Raw genomic sequence first — 17,277 nt, forward strand, 5'->3', positions numbered from 1 at the left:
GATCCCGCAGGGGAAAGCAGTTATATGAAAAAGCCACCTGCTTTATGAGATAAACAGGTGGCTGAGTAATAGTCTTGTTTTGGGGTTTATGAAAGGGCCTGCTTCAGATCGGCAATGAGGTCTTCCACATCCTCAATTCCTACACTAAGGCGAATAAGGGAATCGGAAACACCTGTTTTCTGACGCTCATTAAGCGGAATAGCGGCGTGTGTCATACTTGCGGGGTGTCCGCAAAGTGACTCTACCCCACCAAGAGACTCGGCAAGGGAGAATAGCCTGACTTTCTCAAGTATCTTAAAGGCTGCTTCCCGGGTGTCAGTTTTGAGATTAAATGAAATCATACCTCCAAAATCTCTCATCTGACGGGCCGCTACCTCATGGTTAACGTGGGTTTCAAAACCAGGCCAGTACAATTTATCTACAGCAGGATTAGTTTTCAGGTATTCAGCCACCTTACGGCCATTTTCACAGTGGCGCTGCATACGTATGTGCAGGGTTTTCAAGCCACGCAGCACCAGAAAGCAGTCCTGAGGACCTGGTACGGCACCACAGCTATTCTGAATAAAGGCCAGTTTCTTAGCAAGTTCTTCGCTGCTTGTGACCAATGCACCCATTACTACATCGCTATGCCCACCGAGATACTTTGTTACCGAGTGCATGACGAGGTCTGCCCCAAGATCCATTGGTGTCTGCAGGTAAGGAGTAGAGAAGGTGTTATCCACCCCCAGAAGTACATTATGCTTTTTGGCTATCTTGGCTACTGCCTCTATATCGATGATGTTCATCACGGGGTTGGTGGGTGTTTCCACCCAGATAAGGCGTGTTTTATCTGTGATATGCTGCTCAACAGAGGCTGCCTCGCTCATTGGCACAAAGGTGAATTTGATGCCGTACTGTTCAAATATTTTAGTAAACAGGCGATAAGTTCCTCCGTAAAGGTCGTTGGTACTGATGATCTCATCACCGGGCCTGAACATCTTGATCACAGCGTCGATAGCGCCGAGTCCGGAGGAAAAACAAAGGCCGAACTTAGCATTTTCCAGGGCGGCAAGGCTGCTCTCCAGGGCCGCACGCGTGGGATTCTGGGTGCGGCTATACTCATACCCCTTATGATCACCAGGGCTTGCCTGTACATAGGTAGAGGTCTGATAAATTGGCGTCATAATAGCACCGGTGGTGGGGTCGGGCTCTACGCCTGCATGTATGGCTTTGGTTCCGAATTTCATAAAAACTGCTTTGTTCAGTTGCAAGTTAGGGGTTTTAAAAGTCACGTAACACCTATAAGTACTTAGTGTGCCTATTCGTTCTCATCCGGCCGGGGTCTTGTGTCTTTACTTAGCTTATAGAATAAATAGATATCTATTACGGTATGGGCAACAATGGCGGAAAAAAGACCGGAAAACCTCATCATATATCCTATACCGGCTATTACGAATACCATGCATGCACCGTATACGCTCAGTGGTTTATTGCGAGGAGAAAGATACCCGTGTATGGCTACGAAAATGAGGCTGGTGAGCCAGATGCCGATCCAGGGCTGCAAAGCTCCCCTGAAGAACAGCTCCTCCCCTGCACCGGCACACACCGAAATAAACACTATATCGAAGGTGGTAAGATCCAGACTGCCGATAAGGCGGCTGAAAAAATGGCGGGTGGGCTTGAGGAAATCCATACAGACTATCCGCCAGAGGATAAAGGCACTCACAAAGCCATATAGCCCACCGCCCAACCCTTGCATTAGTATACTTAGGGATGGCACTCCCTCTACGGAGGGGTTGAAGAACACCTGGAATAAAGGGCGGGGATCAAAAAAACAGATAATGGCCAGCCCTCCTCCACCAAATACAAGAATGGTGAGCAGCGCCAGCAAACGCACGGATGTCCGTGTCATGCGACAGGTTTTTATCTTTAAAAAAAGGGGATTTTGAATATGGGTTTCAGGTAGTTGGCATCAGGGCAGCACGCTGGTTTTCAGTAATGATCACATCCAGAAGCATATCGACTATGTGTTCTGGTACAGATTCTTTCATACCCCTGTAGAGATAATTTACTACCCTGCCACTAAAGCCTTTATACGCAATTCGCCCGATGATACGGTTAGTAGGTACATGACAAATGGATATCTCCCTGACTGGTTCGTCCAGTCCGTTTCCGTACATGCTCCTTATCTTCCAGGTAAGAAGGCGGTTTTCCTTGGTTATCTGGTTAAGCAGTCCGATAACGTGATCGTCTTCCAGGGCATTCCTCACGCGTTTCAATAAAGCTAATAGTTAGTGGATGGTCAGTCTGTCAGCCATGTAACTCCTTTAACAAACAATATGTACTACTTTACATAAAAAATCTTGAAAAAGCAGCATATCTAATACATTTTACGAGACTGTAATTGAAAAGTGATAAAATGAAGAAATACTTTATAATTATCCTTTCCACACTGGTTTTTCAGCAAGTGCTGGCCCAGGGTGAGAGTGATAAAAAACCCCTGACACACGACGTATACGATAGCTGGAATACAGTACGAGAACCGCTCATCAGCAATAATGGTGAAGTAGTCACTTATCTGCGGCAGCCTCAAGAGGGAGATGGCACGCTGATGATCAAAAAACCCGGGCAAAGCAACAGCCTCCTGCAAGAGGTACCACGCGGCAAGCAGGTGACGATCACGGAAGATGACCGGTTTGTCATTTTCTCTATCGTGCCACACATGGACACGGTAAAAAATATGCGGCGCCGGAAGGTCAAGGATGATAAATTACCAAAGGACACACTGGCTATTTATACCATAGCTAATGACCAGTTGGTGAAAATCCCTCGCGTGCGTGGATATAAAACTCCTGAAAAGGGCAGCGGATGGCTGGCTTACCAGCTGGAAGAAGCGCTGCCAGAAGAAAAGGATACGACAGAAACGGCTGAGGAATCTGACACTACCCGGCAGGAGCCGGAAAAGAAAAAGAAAAGCAAAAAAGTAAGTACCGAAAACGGCTACCATGTGGTGCTCCAAAGCCTGGAGAGTGGCGTTGATGGAAGCAGGGATACCATTGAGTTCGTGACGGATTACCTTTTCGATGAAGAAGGCAACCGCCTTATGTTCACTACTACCGGTAATGCTGACAGCACGATGCTCCCCGGCGTATATGTGTGGACCATGGGAGAGGACGCTCCTACGCCTATTTACCGGAGTAAAGGAAAATATAAGAGCCTTACACTGGATAAAGCAGGCCGGCGCGGCGCTTTCATGGCAGATACAGACACTACTGAGGCCCGCATCCGTAACTATACGCTGCACTACTGGGAAGCAGGCAAGGACTCTGTAAAGCTTGTGGCCGATAGTACGGCTGGCTTCATGCCTGAAAACTGGATCGTTTCAGAACATAGCCGTGTATATTTCAGTGAAAATGGCGAGAGATTATTCTTTGGTGTGGCTCCCCGCCCTGTGCTTCAGGACACCAGCCTTCTGCAAGAGGAGATTGTAGATGTACAGGTATGGAACTACCAGGATGACTACCTGCAGCCTCAGCAGGCGGTAAATCTGGACCGGACAAAAAAGCAGAGCTTTACAAGCCTGTACAAAACAGATGATGGGGAAACCATACTGCTGCACGACGAGGAGCTGGAGGACCTGAACGTATCCCGGGACGGAGAGGGACGTTACGCTCTGGCTATAGATGACCGGGCCTACCGTCAGCTTATGAGCTGGGAAGGCTTTCCTACCTATAAGGATATTTATAAAGTAGACCTGGAAACGGGACGCCGGGAGCTGATAGGCCAGAATCTACGCGCTACTGTTTCACTGTCGCCCGCAGCCAAATATATCTATTGGTATGATGTAAAGGATAGTGCGTGGTTTGCTCATAACAATGATAAAGGCACAACCCGCAGGCTCACAGACAACGAAAAAGTAAGCTATTTTGACGAACTGCATGACGTACCTGACTACCCGTACCCATATGGTGTAGCCGGATGGACAAAGGATGATAAGGAAATGCTGATCTATGATCGTTTCGATATCTGGCGTCTGGATCCTGATGGTGGCGATGAACCTGAGAACCTGACCAATCTGCGTGATGAAAAAATAAGGGTACGGTATCTGGACCTGGACAGGGAAAACGAATACATTGACCCAAAGCAGCCGGTGATCCTAACGGCATTTAATGAAAGAACCCGTGGGGAAGGCTTTTACCGTCTTAATCTGCGTAATGAAAAGCTGGAGCAGCTCCTTATGGATGACTATAGCTTCGGCTTCAGGGTAAAGGCTGAAGATGATGATCACCTCATGATCACCCGTGAGAGCTTTCAGGACTACCCTGACCTATACTACACCACTACCTCGTTTGATAACCTGGAGCGAGTAAGTGAGGTAAACCCTCAGCAGGGTGAATACCTGTGGGGTACGGTAGAACTGGTGGACTGGACAAGCTTTGACGGTCAGCAACTGGAGGGCTTGTTGTATAAGCCTGAAAACTTTGACCCGAATAAAAAGTACCCTATGATCGTATACTTCTACGAGCGGGTTTCGGACAGGCTTAACCGTCATGTGGCCCCTACTCCAAGCCCGAGTACGGTCAGAGCCAGCTTCTATACCAGTAATGGTTATATTGTATTCATGCCGGACATCCCCTACACGGATGGCTACCCGGGACAGAGTGCGTATAATGCGATAGTGAGCGGTACGTATGCCATGATGGAAAAGGGCTTTGTGGATAAGGACGCTATTGCGCTGCAGGGCCAGAGTTGGGGTGGATACCAGACGGCTTATCTTATCACGCAGACGGACCTGTATGCAGCTGCTATGGCCGGTGCCCCGGTTTCTAATATGACGAGTGCCTACGGAGGTATCCGCTGGGGATCAGGGCTGAGCCGTATGTTCCAGTACGAGCGCACACAAAGCCGTATTGGTGGTACGCTATGGGAAAAACCGCTGCTATACCTGGATAATAGTCCGCTGTTCCACGCACCCCAGGTAAATACGCCTCTGCTGATGATGCATAACGATGGTGACGGTGCTGTGCCGTGGTACCAGGGCATCGAGTACTTTATGGCACTGCGCAGACTAGGTAAGCCGGTATGGATGCTGAACTATAAGGGCGAAGAGCATAACCTGATGCAGCGTAAAAACCGCAAAGACCTTTCTAAGCGAATGAAGCAGTTCTTTGACCACTACCTGAAAGGGGAGCCTGCTCCTGAGTGGATGGTGGAAGGTGTACCGGCTATACGCCAGAGCATCGACCAGGGATTTGAACTGATCAGTAATGAAGGGGAATAACCCCTTTCTGCACAAGGATATCATAGCCATAGCAGCCTTCCTGATCACGGTCGTGCTGCTATGGTTCTTTTTTGGATAAGCATTATGTTTTTCTTCCTATCTAAAACCCTGTACCTTCTGGTAATGCCCGTCATGTGGCTGTTTTACCTCCTTTTGCTTACGCTGTTTGGGCCTAAACGGATGCGGAGGGGATTTCTGGTGGCCACACTGGCGCTGTTTTATTTCTTAACCAATGGGGTGGTGGTAAACGAGTTGCTGCTATGGTGGGAGCGGGAGCCGGTGAGATTTTCCGAAGTGCAACCCTGTGATACGGGGGTATTACTCACAGGGTTCACTTACATGAGCCGTCTGCCAGCAGACCGGCTACACTATAATGAGGGGGCAGATCGTCTGGCGCATACCATCCGGCTTTATCATGAAGGCCGCATACGACGAATCATCGTATCGGGTGCGTATGAAACACTGCATATTTCGGTAGAAGAGGCTCCGCTGATAAAGCAGGCGTTATTACATGCCGGAATACCTGACTCGGTTATCGTTATGGAAAATAAAAGCAGGAATACACATGAAAATGCTATCAATACGGCCCGGATCATAACTGAACGGTTCCCGGACAGCCGGCCGATGCTCATCACCTCGGCTTTTCATATGCGACGTGCTGAAGCCTGCTTCCGGCAAGTAGGGCTGGATCCGGTGATCTTTCCTACGGACTTCCGGGCATCTAATCAGCCCTATACTTTTGAGTATTTCTTCCCCTCAGAGAGCAGCCTTGACAAGTGGCAGACTCTTAGCCGTGAGTGGCTTGGCATGCTGGCTTACAAAGTGAAAGGGTACATATAAAAAAACGCTGCCGGTATTAAACGGCAGCGTTTATTGTTGTTGCGCATCATTTATGTCTTACTCACTCCTTAGCGTACCACTAGCGTAATTTCCGCTGAGCTTTACTCTTCCCTTGCCACCACCAAAAGTACCGCGATAGCTTTTCTTCTTGAAATCATCTGTCTCAAGGTGGGAGAACTTAATACCCAGGTCACGATCATATTTAAGTTCACCAAAGGAGAAGTCAGCCTCTATACTCGCGCCGGCGCCAGGTTCAAATCCCAACTGCGTTTCACCAAAGGCGTTGTCAACTTCTATGAGCGAGAAGCCTTTTCTGACAAGGTCCACACGCAAGTCGCTGATATAGCTACCTTCTATCTCGAGGCGGTCGGAAAGCTCATCGATTTCAATAGAGGTAAAGCTGCCTTTACCGGTTAGTACGTTAATATTATCGAAAGATAACTCACCGTATTTTATCTTAAGGGACACCTCTCCGGCTTCTCCGATGGTCACATCGCTGAAAGATAAGTCTGCATTTATATTACCTACCTTATCTGCATCAAAGTCAGAATAGCCTACGGTAAGTTCGCCTTCCTTCATATAGGTCACTTCACCGTCACCGAATTTCACGATCACCTCACTATCCGCGTTCAGAGACCCTGCCCGCATGTTTCCGTATTCGCTTCTCAGCTTTATTTCTCCCTGATAGTCACCGATGACCAAATCGCCAAACTTATTCGCTACTTCCAATTTCAGGTTAGCAGGCATTTTAATACGGTAGTCTATACTGAAGCCCTCCCCTTTCGAATTATTCAGGCTTTTTACCTCAGTGGTAAAGGCCAGTCGGCTGGCAGGGTTACTATCGTCTATTTTTACCTCTATTTTCTCCATGGCCTTCTGCGCATGGTTCTCGTTTTTCATGTCTACCTCTATCTCTATCTCCACTTCCACCTGATTTCTGTCCCAGGTTTCTATGTGCAGTAAGCCAAAAGAGTTGTCAAAAGCCACCTCTGTATTCTTTGTTACAGTATAGGATTTTGCTATACGCTTTTCCTTTACTATTTGTGCCATGGTTATGAGAGGCATAGCTGCCAGAAGGAGGGTAAGTAATAAAATACGGCCCGCCGGATTATAGTTGTCTGATGTCAGGATCATTTTTAACCTCTTTTTGTTGATTGAGAATATCCAACTGCTGGTTCAGAATACGCAGTTGCATTTGCAGATTGAGGATCATGGCGCTGGTCACCTTTTCGGAGGTCACCTTCTTTTGTTGCTCACGCAGCGCTTGAAACTGATGGTCGAGCTCCTGCAGGTCGGAGAGCATTACGTTTTGTATGCTATCTGACACAGCCGCGCTTTTGAGCACCTGCTTACGTTCGGTGATCTCCTCGCGGTAGTAGCTTACGGCCTGGGTAAACTCATCATCAGCGGTCTGCCCATAGGCGCCCCCCCTGTCTGAGTTTATCGCCAGACGTTCATTTTCTGACGTACCATCATTATGGAATGTTCCTGCCCAATAGGCCACTACAGCTATCAGTATAGAAGCAGCTACCCCCATCCAGGGACGGAAAAAGATTTTCTTCTTGCGCTTATCACGCTCGTCAAGTTCAGCGTTGATCCGGTTCCAAAGATCCGGAGAGGCACGTTCGGTATCGAAAGCCTGCCTGTTTTCGCTAATGAAATCTTTAAGCTTATCTTTCATCCGCACATTTCATTTGTAAGCAATTTCCTGATCTTATTCCTGGCCCGGCTATACTGTGTTTTACTTGTACTTATCGTTATACCAAGTATCTCAGATATTTCCGAGTGGTCGTAGCCTTCTACAGCGTAAAGTGAAAACACCACTCTAAAGCCTTCGGGCAACTGCTCTATAGCGTGTTTAATTGCTTCCACGTTAAGAGACATGTCCTCTTCGCTGATTCCTTCATAGGTTTCTTCGGGTGTTTCATCCACACCGTGCATATCTTCCATGTAGTCTATATCCATTTTCTTTTTTCTCATGTGATTGATGGCATCGTTAATGACGATGCGTTTAAGCCATGAGCCAAAAGAGGACTCGAACTTGAAGGAATGAAGCTTAGTAAAAGCTTTTAAAAAGGCTTCCTGCAGTATATCCTCAGCCACGTCCCGCTGAGGAACCATCCGCAGACACACATTTAGCATGGCATCAGCATACAGGCGGTACAATTCGTATTGTGCCGCTCTGCTTCCATCCCTGGAAGCGATGATCAGATCCTTATGTATGTCTGCGTGGTTCAACGATCAGGTTTTCGCCAATTCCTAAATCTACACTAAAGACAAGGACTCAGAAACAGGGTTGCATCTGACACAAACTTTTTTTGAAAAAATAAAGGGATCAGGAGGAATGGGTGGGCTGTAGTCCTTCCTTTGCAGCCAGCTTTACAAGAAGCTTATAGGCTTCATCGTAATTATTGGGAATCTGCCCTTCCAGAATAGCATCTTTAATAGCATCCTTAAGGTCACCTACCGTACGGGAGGGCTTCAGGCTGAATATTTCCATGATCTGCTCTCCGGTAATGGGAGGTTGAAAATTACGCAGGTGATCTTTTTCCTCCACCACACGCATTTTTTTCTCCACCTTATCGAAATTCCTAAGGTACCGTTTTACCTTGTCGTCATTTTTGGAGGTGATATCGGCACGACAGAGGGTCATGAGTGCTTCTATATCATCCCCTGCCTCAAATAGTAATCTACGTACAGCCGAGTCGGTGATGTCTTCCTTTACCAGGGCAATAGGCCTTAGATGAAGGCGAACGAGCTTCCGCACAAAGCGCATCTTTTCGTTCATAGGCAAGCGCATACGGCGAAAGATCCCAGGAGTCATTTTGGCACCACGGTCTTCATGACCGTGGAATGTCCAACCGACTTTCTCATGAAAGCGCTTGGTGGCTGGCTTAGCAATGTCATGGAGTATGGCCGCCCAGCGCAGCCAAAGGTCATCAGACATTTCTGCGGTATTGTCCAGCACTTTAAGGGTGTGGTAAAAATTATCCTTATGTGAGCGGCCGTTGATTTTGTCCACTCCGTAGAGATCTACCATCTCGGGAAAGAACCGATGAAGCAGCTTACTGTAGAAGAGGAGCTTGAATCCGTAGCTGGGGACAGGAGACAGAATAATCTTATTGAGCTCATCGGTAATACGCTCCTGGGAAATGATATCCAACCGCTCGGCATTCTTTACGATCGCGTCAAAAGTATCTACCTCTATATCAAACGTAAGCTGCGAGGCAAAACGAATAGCGCGCATCATCCGAAGGGGATCGTCACTGAAAGTGGTTTCGGGATCAAGGGGGGTACGGATGGTCTTCTTTTTCAAGTCGTCCACTCCGCCAAATGGATCTATAAGCTCACCGTAGTTTGCCTTGTTAAGGCTAATGGCAAGGGCGTTTATAGTAAAGTCACGCCGCTTCTGATCATCTTCAAGGGTACCGTCTTCCACTATAGGTTTGCGGCTGTCACGCCTGTATGACTCACGCCTGGCGCCCACGAACTCTACGTCCCAGCCATCCTGCACCAGCATAGCTGTGCCAAAGTTTTTAAAAGAGGTGACTTTACACTGTGGGCCGATAAGACGGGCGACTTCATTGGCCAGCGCAGTACCGCTTCCCACACATACAAAATCTATATCTTTGGAAGAGCGCTTAAGAATAAGGTCCCGAACATAGCCCCCTACTAAGTAGGTTTCTAATCCTAAGTTTCCGGCAGCCTCCGTCACAAGCTTGAAAATACGATGTTGATCGAGGTGTTCGCTGAAATTCATAGGAATGTGCCCGTTAAATCCCCGGCAGGGGAAAGTTACACTTACTGAACGGCAGAGTAAAACTGCCGTTCATATAAATTTAATGCTCCCATCCAGACCGAGGCGGGCGGTTTTAGCCTGAGAGGAGCTTAAATACTTCTGCTGTAAAATTATAACATTATCGATTGGTGACAAAATTTCCTCATTTTGCACCTGATCGTCAAGGGGCAGATAGAAATGGGCATGACGCTTGCCCTTCAAATGCTTAAGCAGAACAGGCTCTTTTACCAGGGTGATGGCGATCTCTCCCCCGTCACGCAGCAAGTTCTCAGGTACGTTTTTACCCTCACCCATTATCAGGGTTAAAGGTTTTTCAGCAAATTCCATCAGGTCCCAGGCAATCTCAGGAATACGCGCCACGTAATCATATAACTGTGTGATATCATGTATCAATATCACAGCTTCGGCGTGCCTGCCAATGAGCGCAGTAGCTTTCTGCAGTGCCTCGAGATCGCTCACCAGCCCGATACAGGCCATCGGGTCCGACTCATCTTTATGCACAAGCGCCCTAAGGGAGCTGCCGTCTGTCACGTTCTGTTGACTCATCGTGTGTCACCTGGTTTTTTTGAGAAGGCGAATATGACTATTAAAAGGCTCTGCTGCAAACAGAAAGAAGGGGCAGGAAAACAAAAATAGCTGCCCTGGTATAGAAGGCAGCTATTAATTTTTTCAACACTGTGTTAAAAAGTAGGACAGGGAATAAACTTCTCCTTACGCTTTACTTTTCGCATATCGCGGCTGGTCCACTCGAATATGATGGATACTTCATGCGCTCCCCCAATGTCTGCGCCCAGTTCGGATACGGTCATGTCGTAACTGTAGTTGATATTAAGCTGGTCAAACATGAGCCCGAAAATAAAGGCTATAGCGTCCTGATCAGCATTATCACGCACATTCTGCTGAATAGGAATACCACGATACCAGAATCCTACCATGATGGGGAAATACTGGAACTGCATGCCCACATCCAGCTGATCGAACTTACCCTGCGACTTATAGAGAAATGAAGGGGCAAGACTGGCTACACGGTCTGCTTTACGCACACCCTGGTTAAGGTGAAAGCGAAACCCACCATGAAGGGTCACTTTCATGGGTATGGTACTTGTATTTCCCAGCATACTATAGTTAGGCTCATTTACATGATAGGCAGAGGCACCGAGCCACACATTTTTATTATAAAGCAAAAAGCCGAGACCAAAGTCGAAGAAGCTGGTACCCCCAATGTTCTTCACCGTGGGATCAAGGGATGGAGGCACGTCATCTCTGGACCCGAACTCGAGCTGGTCACCAAAGAGCAGTTTGTCAATATTAATATCCCGAAGACCGTAACCAAAACTAAGGCCGGGTGAAAGCACCCAACGGTCACGCATCTGTATCTTGTAAGCGTATTGCAGTCCGATCTGGGTACTTCGGAGGCCCGCCGTACCAGCCTTATCCGTAGAAATAAGTATCCCCACGCCGCTATTTACCGGCTTCAGGTTTAAGTCATATGAAAAGGCATAGGTAGTGAAGGCCTGGGGGAGTGCCGGCCACTGCGTACGGTGTATGGCCGCCGCGCGTTGGTGGTCTGTACTACCGGCAAAGGCCGGATTAAGGTACAGGGGAGCAGAATAGTATTGGGAAAATTGCGGATCCTGTGCTGCCACCTTCCCGGCTACTGCCACCATCAGAAATAGAAAACTTATAATCGCTCTTTTCATGAATACCTCTATACACACATTTTACAATCCATAAGCCGGTGCTATCGAACCAGCGTCACATCACCCACACGGGTCACCTGTTCCCCGTTGATATACCTGAAGGTCAACTTATACACATACACATCCGGTGCACAGAGCTGCCCTTTGTAGTAGCCGTCCCAGCCTACATTCTTATCCTCACTTTCAAAAAGCAACTCTCCCCAGCGGTTAAATATCTGCATGTTAAACTCGGTCACTCCTTCCATAAGTGGCAGGAACACATCATTCACTACAGCACCACCACCAGGTACCTCTCCACCAATAGGGCCATCGAGGTTAGGTGTAAAGGCATTGGGGATTCGTACCTCGCCGCCTTCTACGGCATTAATAGCCTTTTCTATCAGCAAGGTATCCGTACAGCCATCTGCTCCTATCGCAATCAGCTTGATATCGTACACGCCGGGAGTTGCATAGGTGTGTACCGGTTCATAATCCTCATAAGTAGTGCCATCACCAAAATCCCAAATGTATTGGTCTGCTTTATAGCTTAGGTTTACTGTATACACAGGCATATCCGGCAGGTATACGGTACGTGGCCTTACATTAAATGAGGCGCGGGGATTTTCATATACCTCTATATAGGACTCTTTCACTTCCTCTACATCTACTCCCAGATCATTGCTGGCGGTAAGCCTTACGCTGTATATGCCAGGTTGGGTGTAGGTGTACACTGGGTTTTTGACAGTTGACGTACCCAGATTATCACCAAATTCCCAGAAGTAAGTATCCTCACGGGCAAATTTGGTCTGGTTCGTAAACTCAACCGTAAGCGGTGCACAACCGCTGCGGGGTGTCCCCACAAAATCTACTATTGGCAGTACAGGCTCGATAGTAACCTGTCGAGAGTACTCAGACACACAGCCCCCATCATTTTTCAGTGTAAGTTTGATCTCGTATACACCATAGCCAGCATACGTATGGGGTACCGGATCAGTGTCGGTACTGGTTGCACCATCTCCCCATTCCCAAAGATAATCCCAGTCACCCGCGCTGCTCTGATTAGTAACGGTAACCGTAGCGTCGGGCAGCACCTGCCTTTCGGGCGTGGCGTCAAAGGCTGCGCTCATATCAGGGTATACGAATATATCCCACACCTTACTCTTTTGGCAGCCATATTGGCTCTCCGCCTCATATCTCACCTCAAACACGATCATTTCTGTCGTGGTATTATTAAAGGTGTAGGAGAATGTCTGATTATTAGACACCGTGGTATAGTTGGTTTCTCCTGCTGACTTGTTACGAATCATCCAGAAATGGCTACCACTTACCCCCGTACTGTTATTGGGGAAGAAGTTTACATCCAGCGGAGCACATCCCGTGGTCACGTCCGGCTCCACTCTCAGGGTAATAGTAGGATATACTGTTACCACCTTACTCATGATGGCTTTACAGCCGGTCACCGTGTGAGTAGCCTCAAGGGTTACTGTATATTTTTTCTCACCTGTAGCTGCTGCATTCACAAACTGGTGTGGTACATCAGGGTTATTATTTACCTCTTCTACTCCCGTACCATCGTTCCACTTCCACAGATAGTCTACGTTCGGGCGGATATCTCTATTTTTAAAGATCATATCCACAGGCGAGCAGCCGGGGGTTCCCTCTATATCGAAATCCGCTGTCACTTTAGGATATACTGTAAGGGTTCTCACTGCCTCACTGGTACAACCGTTAGCCGATGAAGCAACCAGACGTATCTGGAATTCCATATCTACATTACTGTCATTCGAAACCCCGTCACGCTCCAACTCTGCGATGTCAAGAGGCTGCCAAGTGGGATTGCCCACTTCACGGATGTACCACTCATTAGTCTGTGCACCAAGTGTGTAATCGGTTATGGCAATACTCACATCAGAGCAGCTTTCTTCAGGTACCAGCTCAAAGTTTGCCAGTATCTGAGGAGCAAGAGTCACCTGCTTTGTTACTTCCTTGATACAGCCGTTAGGCGTCTCTATACGCAGAGTAAGGTTGCGCACGCGATTAGAGAAGTAAGAACTATTAGTAAATACCAGGGTCTCCGGGGCTGCTACCGAACTTTGATCCACACCTTCGAAGAACCAGGTGTACACAGTTCCCGGAGGGTTAAGGTTATTCTTGATACCCAGGTTTTCAACCTCTATATGATAAGGGTCACAGGCCGGCATAGGTGTCAGTATATTAAAGTCGCCACGCGGCTCAGGACTTACGTCTACCTGTAGTGTCTTCACATCGGAACACCCCTCGGCAGTAAAGGCCTCCAGTTTCACCTCATAGGCTTTTACCACTGTTGAGGTGTTAGGAAGGGTGATTTTCCTGAAGCCCGCATCTGTAGTGGTAAAGAATTCTGAGTTATCAGACAGATCCGTGAAGGTCCACTGAATGGAGGTTGCATTAGCCCAGTTAGGTTCCACCACCACTTCCATCGGGGCACAACCGGTCTCATTAGCCAGGTCAAATTCTGCCACCGCATTTACTGCCGGGCGGAAGCTCTCCTGGGCAGAGCTAAAATCACACCCTTCCGGGGTGATTGCCTCAATTTCGAATATGTACTGCTGGCCTTCCTCATCGAAAACAAAATCGACAAAGTCACCGGCTGGAAGATTGATACGGTCTACGTTCAGCCCATAGCTCACTACCAGTTCGAATACCGTTCCTGCCGGAGCTCCGGAAGTGGTGTTAGTAATGGTTCTGGTGACCGGGGCACAGCCAGTGCTGTTGTCAAATGTGTAGTCTACTGTAAAAGGAGCAGACTGCTTATTGATTACTATGTTATCAATAGTTTCAACACTCTCGCATCCATTGGCATTCGTTGTGATCAGCTTGATATCAATAGTTTTATCAGGGTCGGTACTGGTTGGCCTGGGAAAGTCGAGAGAGAACCGCTCACGATACAGGGCCGACTGGTAAATGATACCATCTATGTCCCAGCGATAATCAGCCATGCTCTTCTGGGTTGCCTCAAACTCCACCCGCACAAGGTTACAGCTACTTACAATTGGGGTAGCAGTAAAGCCGGATTGAGGAGCGGGATATATCTTTACCAATTCCTGATCAGGCGAGATACAGGTACCGGCCTTTTCAGGCATCATAATCACTGTAAAGTTCTCCCTTACGTTTGTATTATTAAGAAAGGTATAGCTAAACTGGCCCCAGTCACTGGCAAGAGGATCGGTCTGAACCACAGGAGTGGTTACGTTATTACCAGCAGCGTCTTCTACATACCAGATAATGCGATCAGGGTTTAGGGAAAGCGTGGAGGACGTAGCCTGATAATCAAATGTTTCCCCGCTGCAATAGTCTCTGCTGAGATCATAGTTACTGGTAAACTCACCTAACGCACCGGGGTTGACGATAATATCCACAGGGCTTGTGTAGTCCTCACAGCCTTCTGTACTTACTACTTTCAGATACGAACGGTAGTAGTGCTTATCAGTGGTGCTAAAGTTAGAGTAGTCATATGTAAACCTGGGGAAATCGGCAGCAGTCTGGTCAACAAGCCTTTCTTTTATGTCCCCATTTTCAATATCTTCCGTTACCAGGTAGTACTCATCGATAGTAACCCCACTGGGCTGGGTGACATCTATTTCATAAGTAACCCTTTTTATTGGACACCCGGCGCTATCTATCAGGCTCATGCCCGCAGTAGGCAGCTTATTTACCACTACAGTATTTGAAATCACAGTGGGGCAGCTCTTTTGACTACTTACCCGATAGGCTACCTCATAATTGCCCGGACCGGGGAAGAGGTACTTCACACTATCCGGCTCGGAAGTGGTGGTATACTTAGGGTCCGGATCCGGAGTAAAGGTAACGCCATCGTAACTGAAGTCCCATTCAAATAAGCTCAGCGCATCGCCATTTACATTAGCCGGCAGTGTAGAGACAGGTATGATCTTTACCGAATCACCCGTACAGACAGGGGTCTGTACTGTAAATGAGGTTTCCGGGTGAGGATAAATATACACATCTACATAGTCGTTCGTCTGGCAACCGGTAATGTTATCGGTAGTACGCAAACGCATGGCGTACTTTCCATACTTGTCAAACTGGATGGTGGGAGGGTCGCTACCAGTCCATGACAGCGAGTCTACTGCGGAATTGCGCTCAGTAAGTCTCCAGCGCTTGGTGTAAGAGTTTCCACCGGGGTTAGAAGATTGATCTGAGAAATCGACAGATATAGGCGTGGTACCATCATAGCAGAATTCAAGCACGCCGGGACTAACCTGATAGCCATTTTCGGCATCATTCGTACCTACCCGGGCCTGTACAGCTTCTATCACGTTGATATCCACCTCATCTACGATTACGCAGCTACCCACCGCAATGCTGGGGTTGCTCAGCGTAAGGCGAATTCTTTTCGGGCCAGGTGTGGAGAAGCTGCCAAAACGGGTTTCCTTAGGATCATCATCGTTCTGCGTCCAGATGGATACTTCTGAACCGGAAGACATATCAAATATTTCCCAGTCGAATGAGTAACCGCGATTTCTCAGATTGCTCTGGTTAGCAGCTATAAAACGTACGTCTTCACCAGGACAAAAGGTAGTGGCTTCTACATCATTACTGCGGGCAGCGTATATTCTGTCAAGAGGAGGAGTATCCACGATCTCCACAATGCCTATGGCCTCTACCGGAGCCTCCCCGTTAGGGAAAGGGTTACATACGTTCCAGTTCTCTATAGTAATGACAAATATGTCGCCGACATTTTCCGCACCACTGGCGGGCATAGAGATAGGCAGTGTAATTTCATTAGGACCTGTCACCGGGGCAGGCATGGTAATCACACCGCGAGGATCAGCATACTCGCCCATGATCAGGGCACCCGTAGCATCAGTCACCTGCACGCCATCCACGTACATATTGGGAATACGGTTTGCATCGCCTGTTAGGTTAGACCCATAACGAAAACGTATCCAGCGTGTATCTTCGTTAGGAGACACCGCCTCTACTGAACGGTTACAGTTCATGAAGGTAGCATCAGCAAATGTCACTGTAAAAGGATTCCCCACACACACCTCGTGTACGTTCGGAGCCAGTTCTACTACTCCGCCCATTTCATTATCCTGTCCGTAAGAGATCAGAGGTTGCACCTGGCGAATAGACCCCCCGTCACAAGCGACACCATCATAAACGGGATAGGCTTCAGGGGTATAGGTACACATGGAGCCGGCCGCATAAACGAACTGCTCCCGAACCACATAATAGTTAGGGAGTGTGGGGTGAGGAGCAGCAGGATAACGTTGAACTGTGTTAAACTCATCATTCCACCGGATCTCTATCTCGATTCGATTCGGATCGAATGCAGGATCCGCCAATGCGGTCGATTTCACTCCAAAAAATACCTCAATATCCCCTAATACCGGTGCACAGGTAGTGGCTGTATGGTTGATAGAACCCTGCAAACCGACGCTAAAGACGGAATTACAGTCCAACTGGGCCATTGTCACCCCCGGTATAAGCAGGATAAAAACGGTATAAATCAGATAAAATACCCCTTTCCTCATATTACTGCTCTATTGTAGGTTGATAGGAAGTCTTTAAAAATTCATATCTTTATGATTGATAATCAGATACAAGTATTTACCAGACTTATCATTATACAATGTTAGCCTAAGGGGCCTACTTAAAAAATTGAATTGTGGAATGCTTATTACAGGGATAGTATC

At 47.8% G+C, this 17,277-nt stretch carries 12 protein-coding genes; 2 read left to right on the forward strand and 10 right to left on the reverse strand.

All coding sequences use genetic code 11. From position 1 onward, the window contains the following. Positions 1-86: 86 nt before the first annotated feature. From AB9P05_RS03045 to AB9P05_RS03055, 3 genes are all read right to left on the reverse strand, one after another. Positions 87-1,226: a cystathionine gamma-synthase gene (locus AB9P05_RS03045; RefSeq protein WP_371907339.1), complete on the reverse strand. Its 1,140-nt coding sequence runs from the start codon at positions 1,224-1,226 to the stop codon at positions 87-89. A gap of 71 nt (positions 1,227-1,297) precedes the next feature. After that, complete coding sequence (locus AB9P05_RS03050) at positions 1,298-1,891, reverse strand: CPBP family intramembrane glutamic endopeptidase (RefSeq protein WP_371907340.1); 594 nt, start codon at positions 1,889-1,891, stop codon at positions 1,298-1,300. 46 nt (positions 1,892-1,937) lie between these two features. Then, positions 1,938-2,258 carry a hypothetical protein gene (locus AB9P05_RS03055; protein ID WP_371907341.1) on the reverse strand — a complete coding sequence of 107 codons (321 nt, stop codon included), beginning with the start codon at positions 2,256-2,258 and terminating at the stop codon, positions 1,938-1,940. A 140-nt stretch (positions 2,259-2,398) separates the two neighbouring features. Here AB9P05_RS03055 and AB9P05_RS03060 point away from each other — a divergent pair, with 140 nt between their 5' ends. After that, positions 2,399-5,260 carry a prolyl oligopeptidase family serine peptidase gene (locus AB9P05_RS03060; RefSeq protein ID WP_371907342.1) on the forward strand — a complete coding sequence of 954 codons (2,862 nt, stop codon included), beginning with the start codon at positions 2,399-2,401 and terminating at the stop codon, positions 5,258-5,260. Between the two features lie 84 nt (positions 5,261-5,344). After that, entirely contained in the window at positions 5,345-6,100 is a 756-nt protein-coding gene (locus AB9P05_RS03065; protein WP_371907343.1) for a YdcF family protein, read from the forward strand. A gap of 57 nt (positions 6,101-6,157) precedes the next feature. Here the strand turns inward: AB9P05_RS03065 and AB9P05_RS03070 are convergent, their stop codons facing one another. The 7 genes from AB9P05_RS03070 to AB9P05_RS03100 all read right to left on the reverse strand — a co-directional run bounded on the left by AB9P05_RS03070 (position 6,158) and on the right by AB9P05_RS03100 (position 17,115). After that, positions 6,158-7,234, reverse strand: a complete 1,077-nt coding sequence (locus tag AB9P05_RS03070; protein ID WP_371907344.1) for a hypothetical protein — start codon at positions 7,232-7,234, stop codon at positions 6,158-6,160. Then, positions 7,209-7,781 (reverse strand): hypothetical protein, encoded by a 573-nt coding sequence (locus AB9P05_RS03075; protein WP_371907345.1) that lies wholly within the window; start codon positions 7,779-7,781, stop codon positions 7,209-7,211. Before AB9P05_RS03075 ends, AB9P05_RS03070 begins: the two co-directional genes overlap by 26 nt. Continuing rightward, positions 7,778-8,338 (reverse strand): RNA polymerase sigma factor, encoded by a 561-nt coding sequence (locus AB9P05_RS03080; RefSeq protein WP_371907346.1) that lies wholly within the window; start codon positions 8,336-8,338, stop codon positions 7,778-7,780. Before AB9P05_RS03080 ends, AB9P05_RS03075 begins: the two co-directional genes overlap by 4 nt. Positions 8,339-8,435: 97 nt before the next feature. Beyond that, a complete protein-coding gene (locus AB9P05_RS03085; protein ID WP_371907347.1) occupies positions 8,436-9,860 on the reverse strand; it encodes a CCA tRNA nucleotidyltransferase in 1,425 nt (474 codons plus the stop codon). A gap of 69 nt (positions 9,861-9,929) precedes the next feature. Next, a complete protein-coding gene (locus AB9P05_RS03090) occupies positions 9,930-10,445 on the reverse strand; it encodes a Sua5/YciO/YrdC/YwlC family protein (protein WP_371907348.1) in 516 nt (171 codons plus the stop codon). A gap of 134 nt (positions 10,446-10,579) precedes the next feature. Continuing rightward, the gene (locus tag AB9P05_RS03095; protein ID WP_371907349.1) at positions 10,580-11,599 is read right to left on the reverse strand and encodes a type IX secretion system membrane protein PorP/SprF; all 1,020 of its coding nucleotides are present in this window, start codon (positions 11,597-11,599) and stop codon (positions 10,580-10,582) included. A gap of 41 nt (positions 11,600-11,640) precedes the next feature. Further along, positions 11,641-17,115, reverse strand: a complete 5,475-nt coding sequence (locus AB9P05_RS03100; RefSeq protein WP_371907350.1) for a PKD domain-containing protein — start codon at positions 17,113-17,115, stop codon at positions 11,641-11,643. Positions 17,116-17,277 lie beyond the last annotated feature (162 nt).

Source organism: Roseivirga sp. BDSF3-8 (genome assembly GCF_041449215.1).
GTDB lineage: Bacteria > Bacteroidota > Bacteroidia > Cytophagales > Cyclobacteriaceae > JBGNFV01.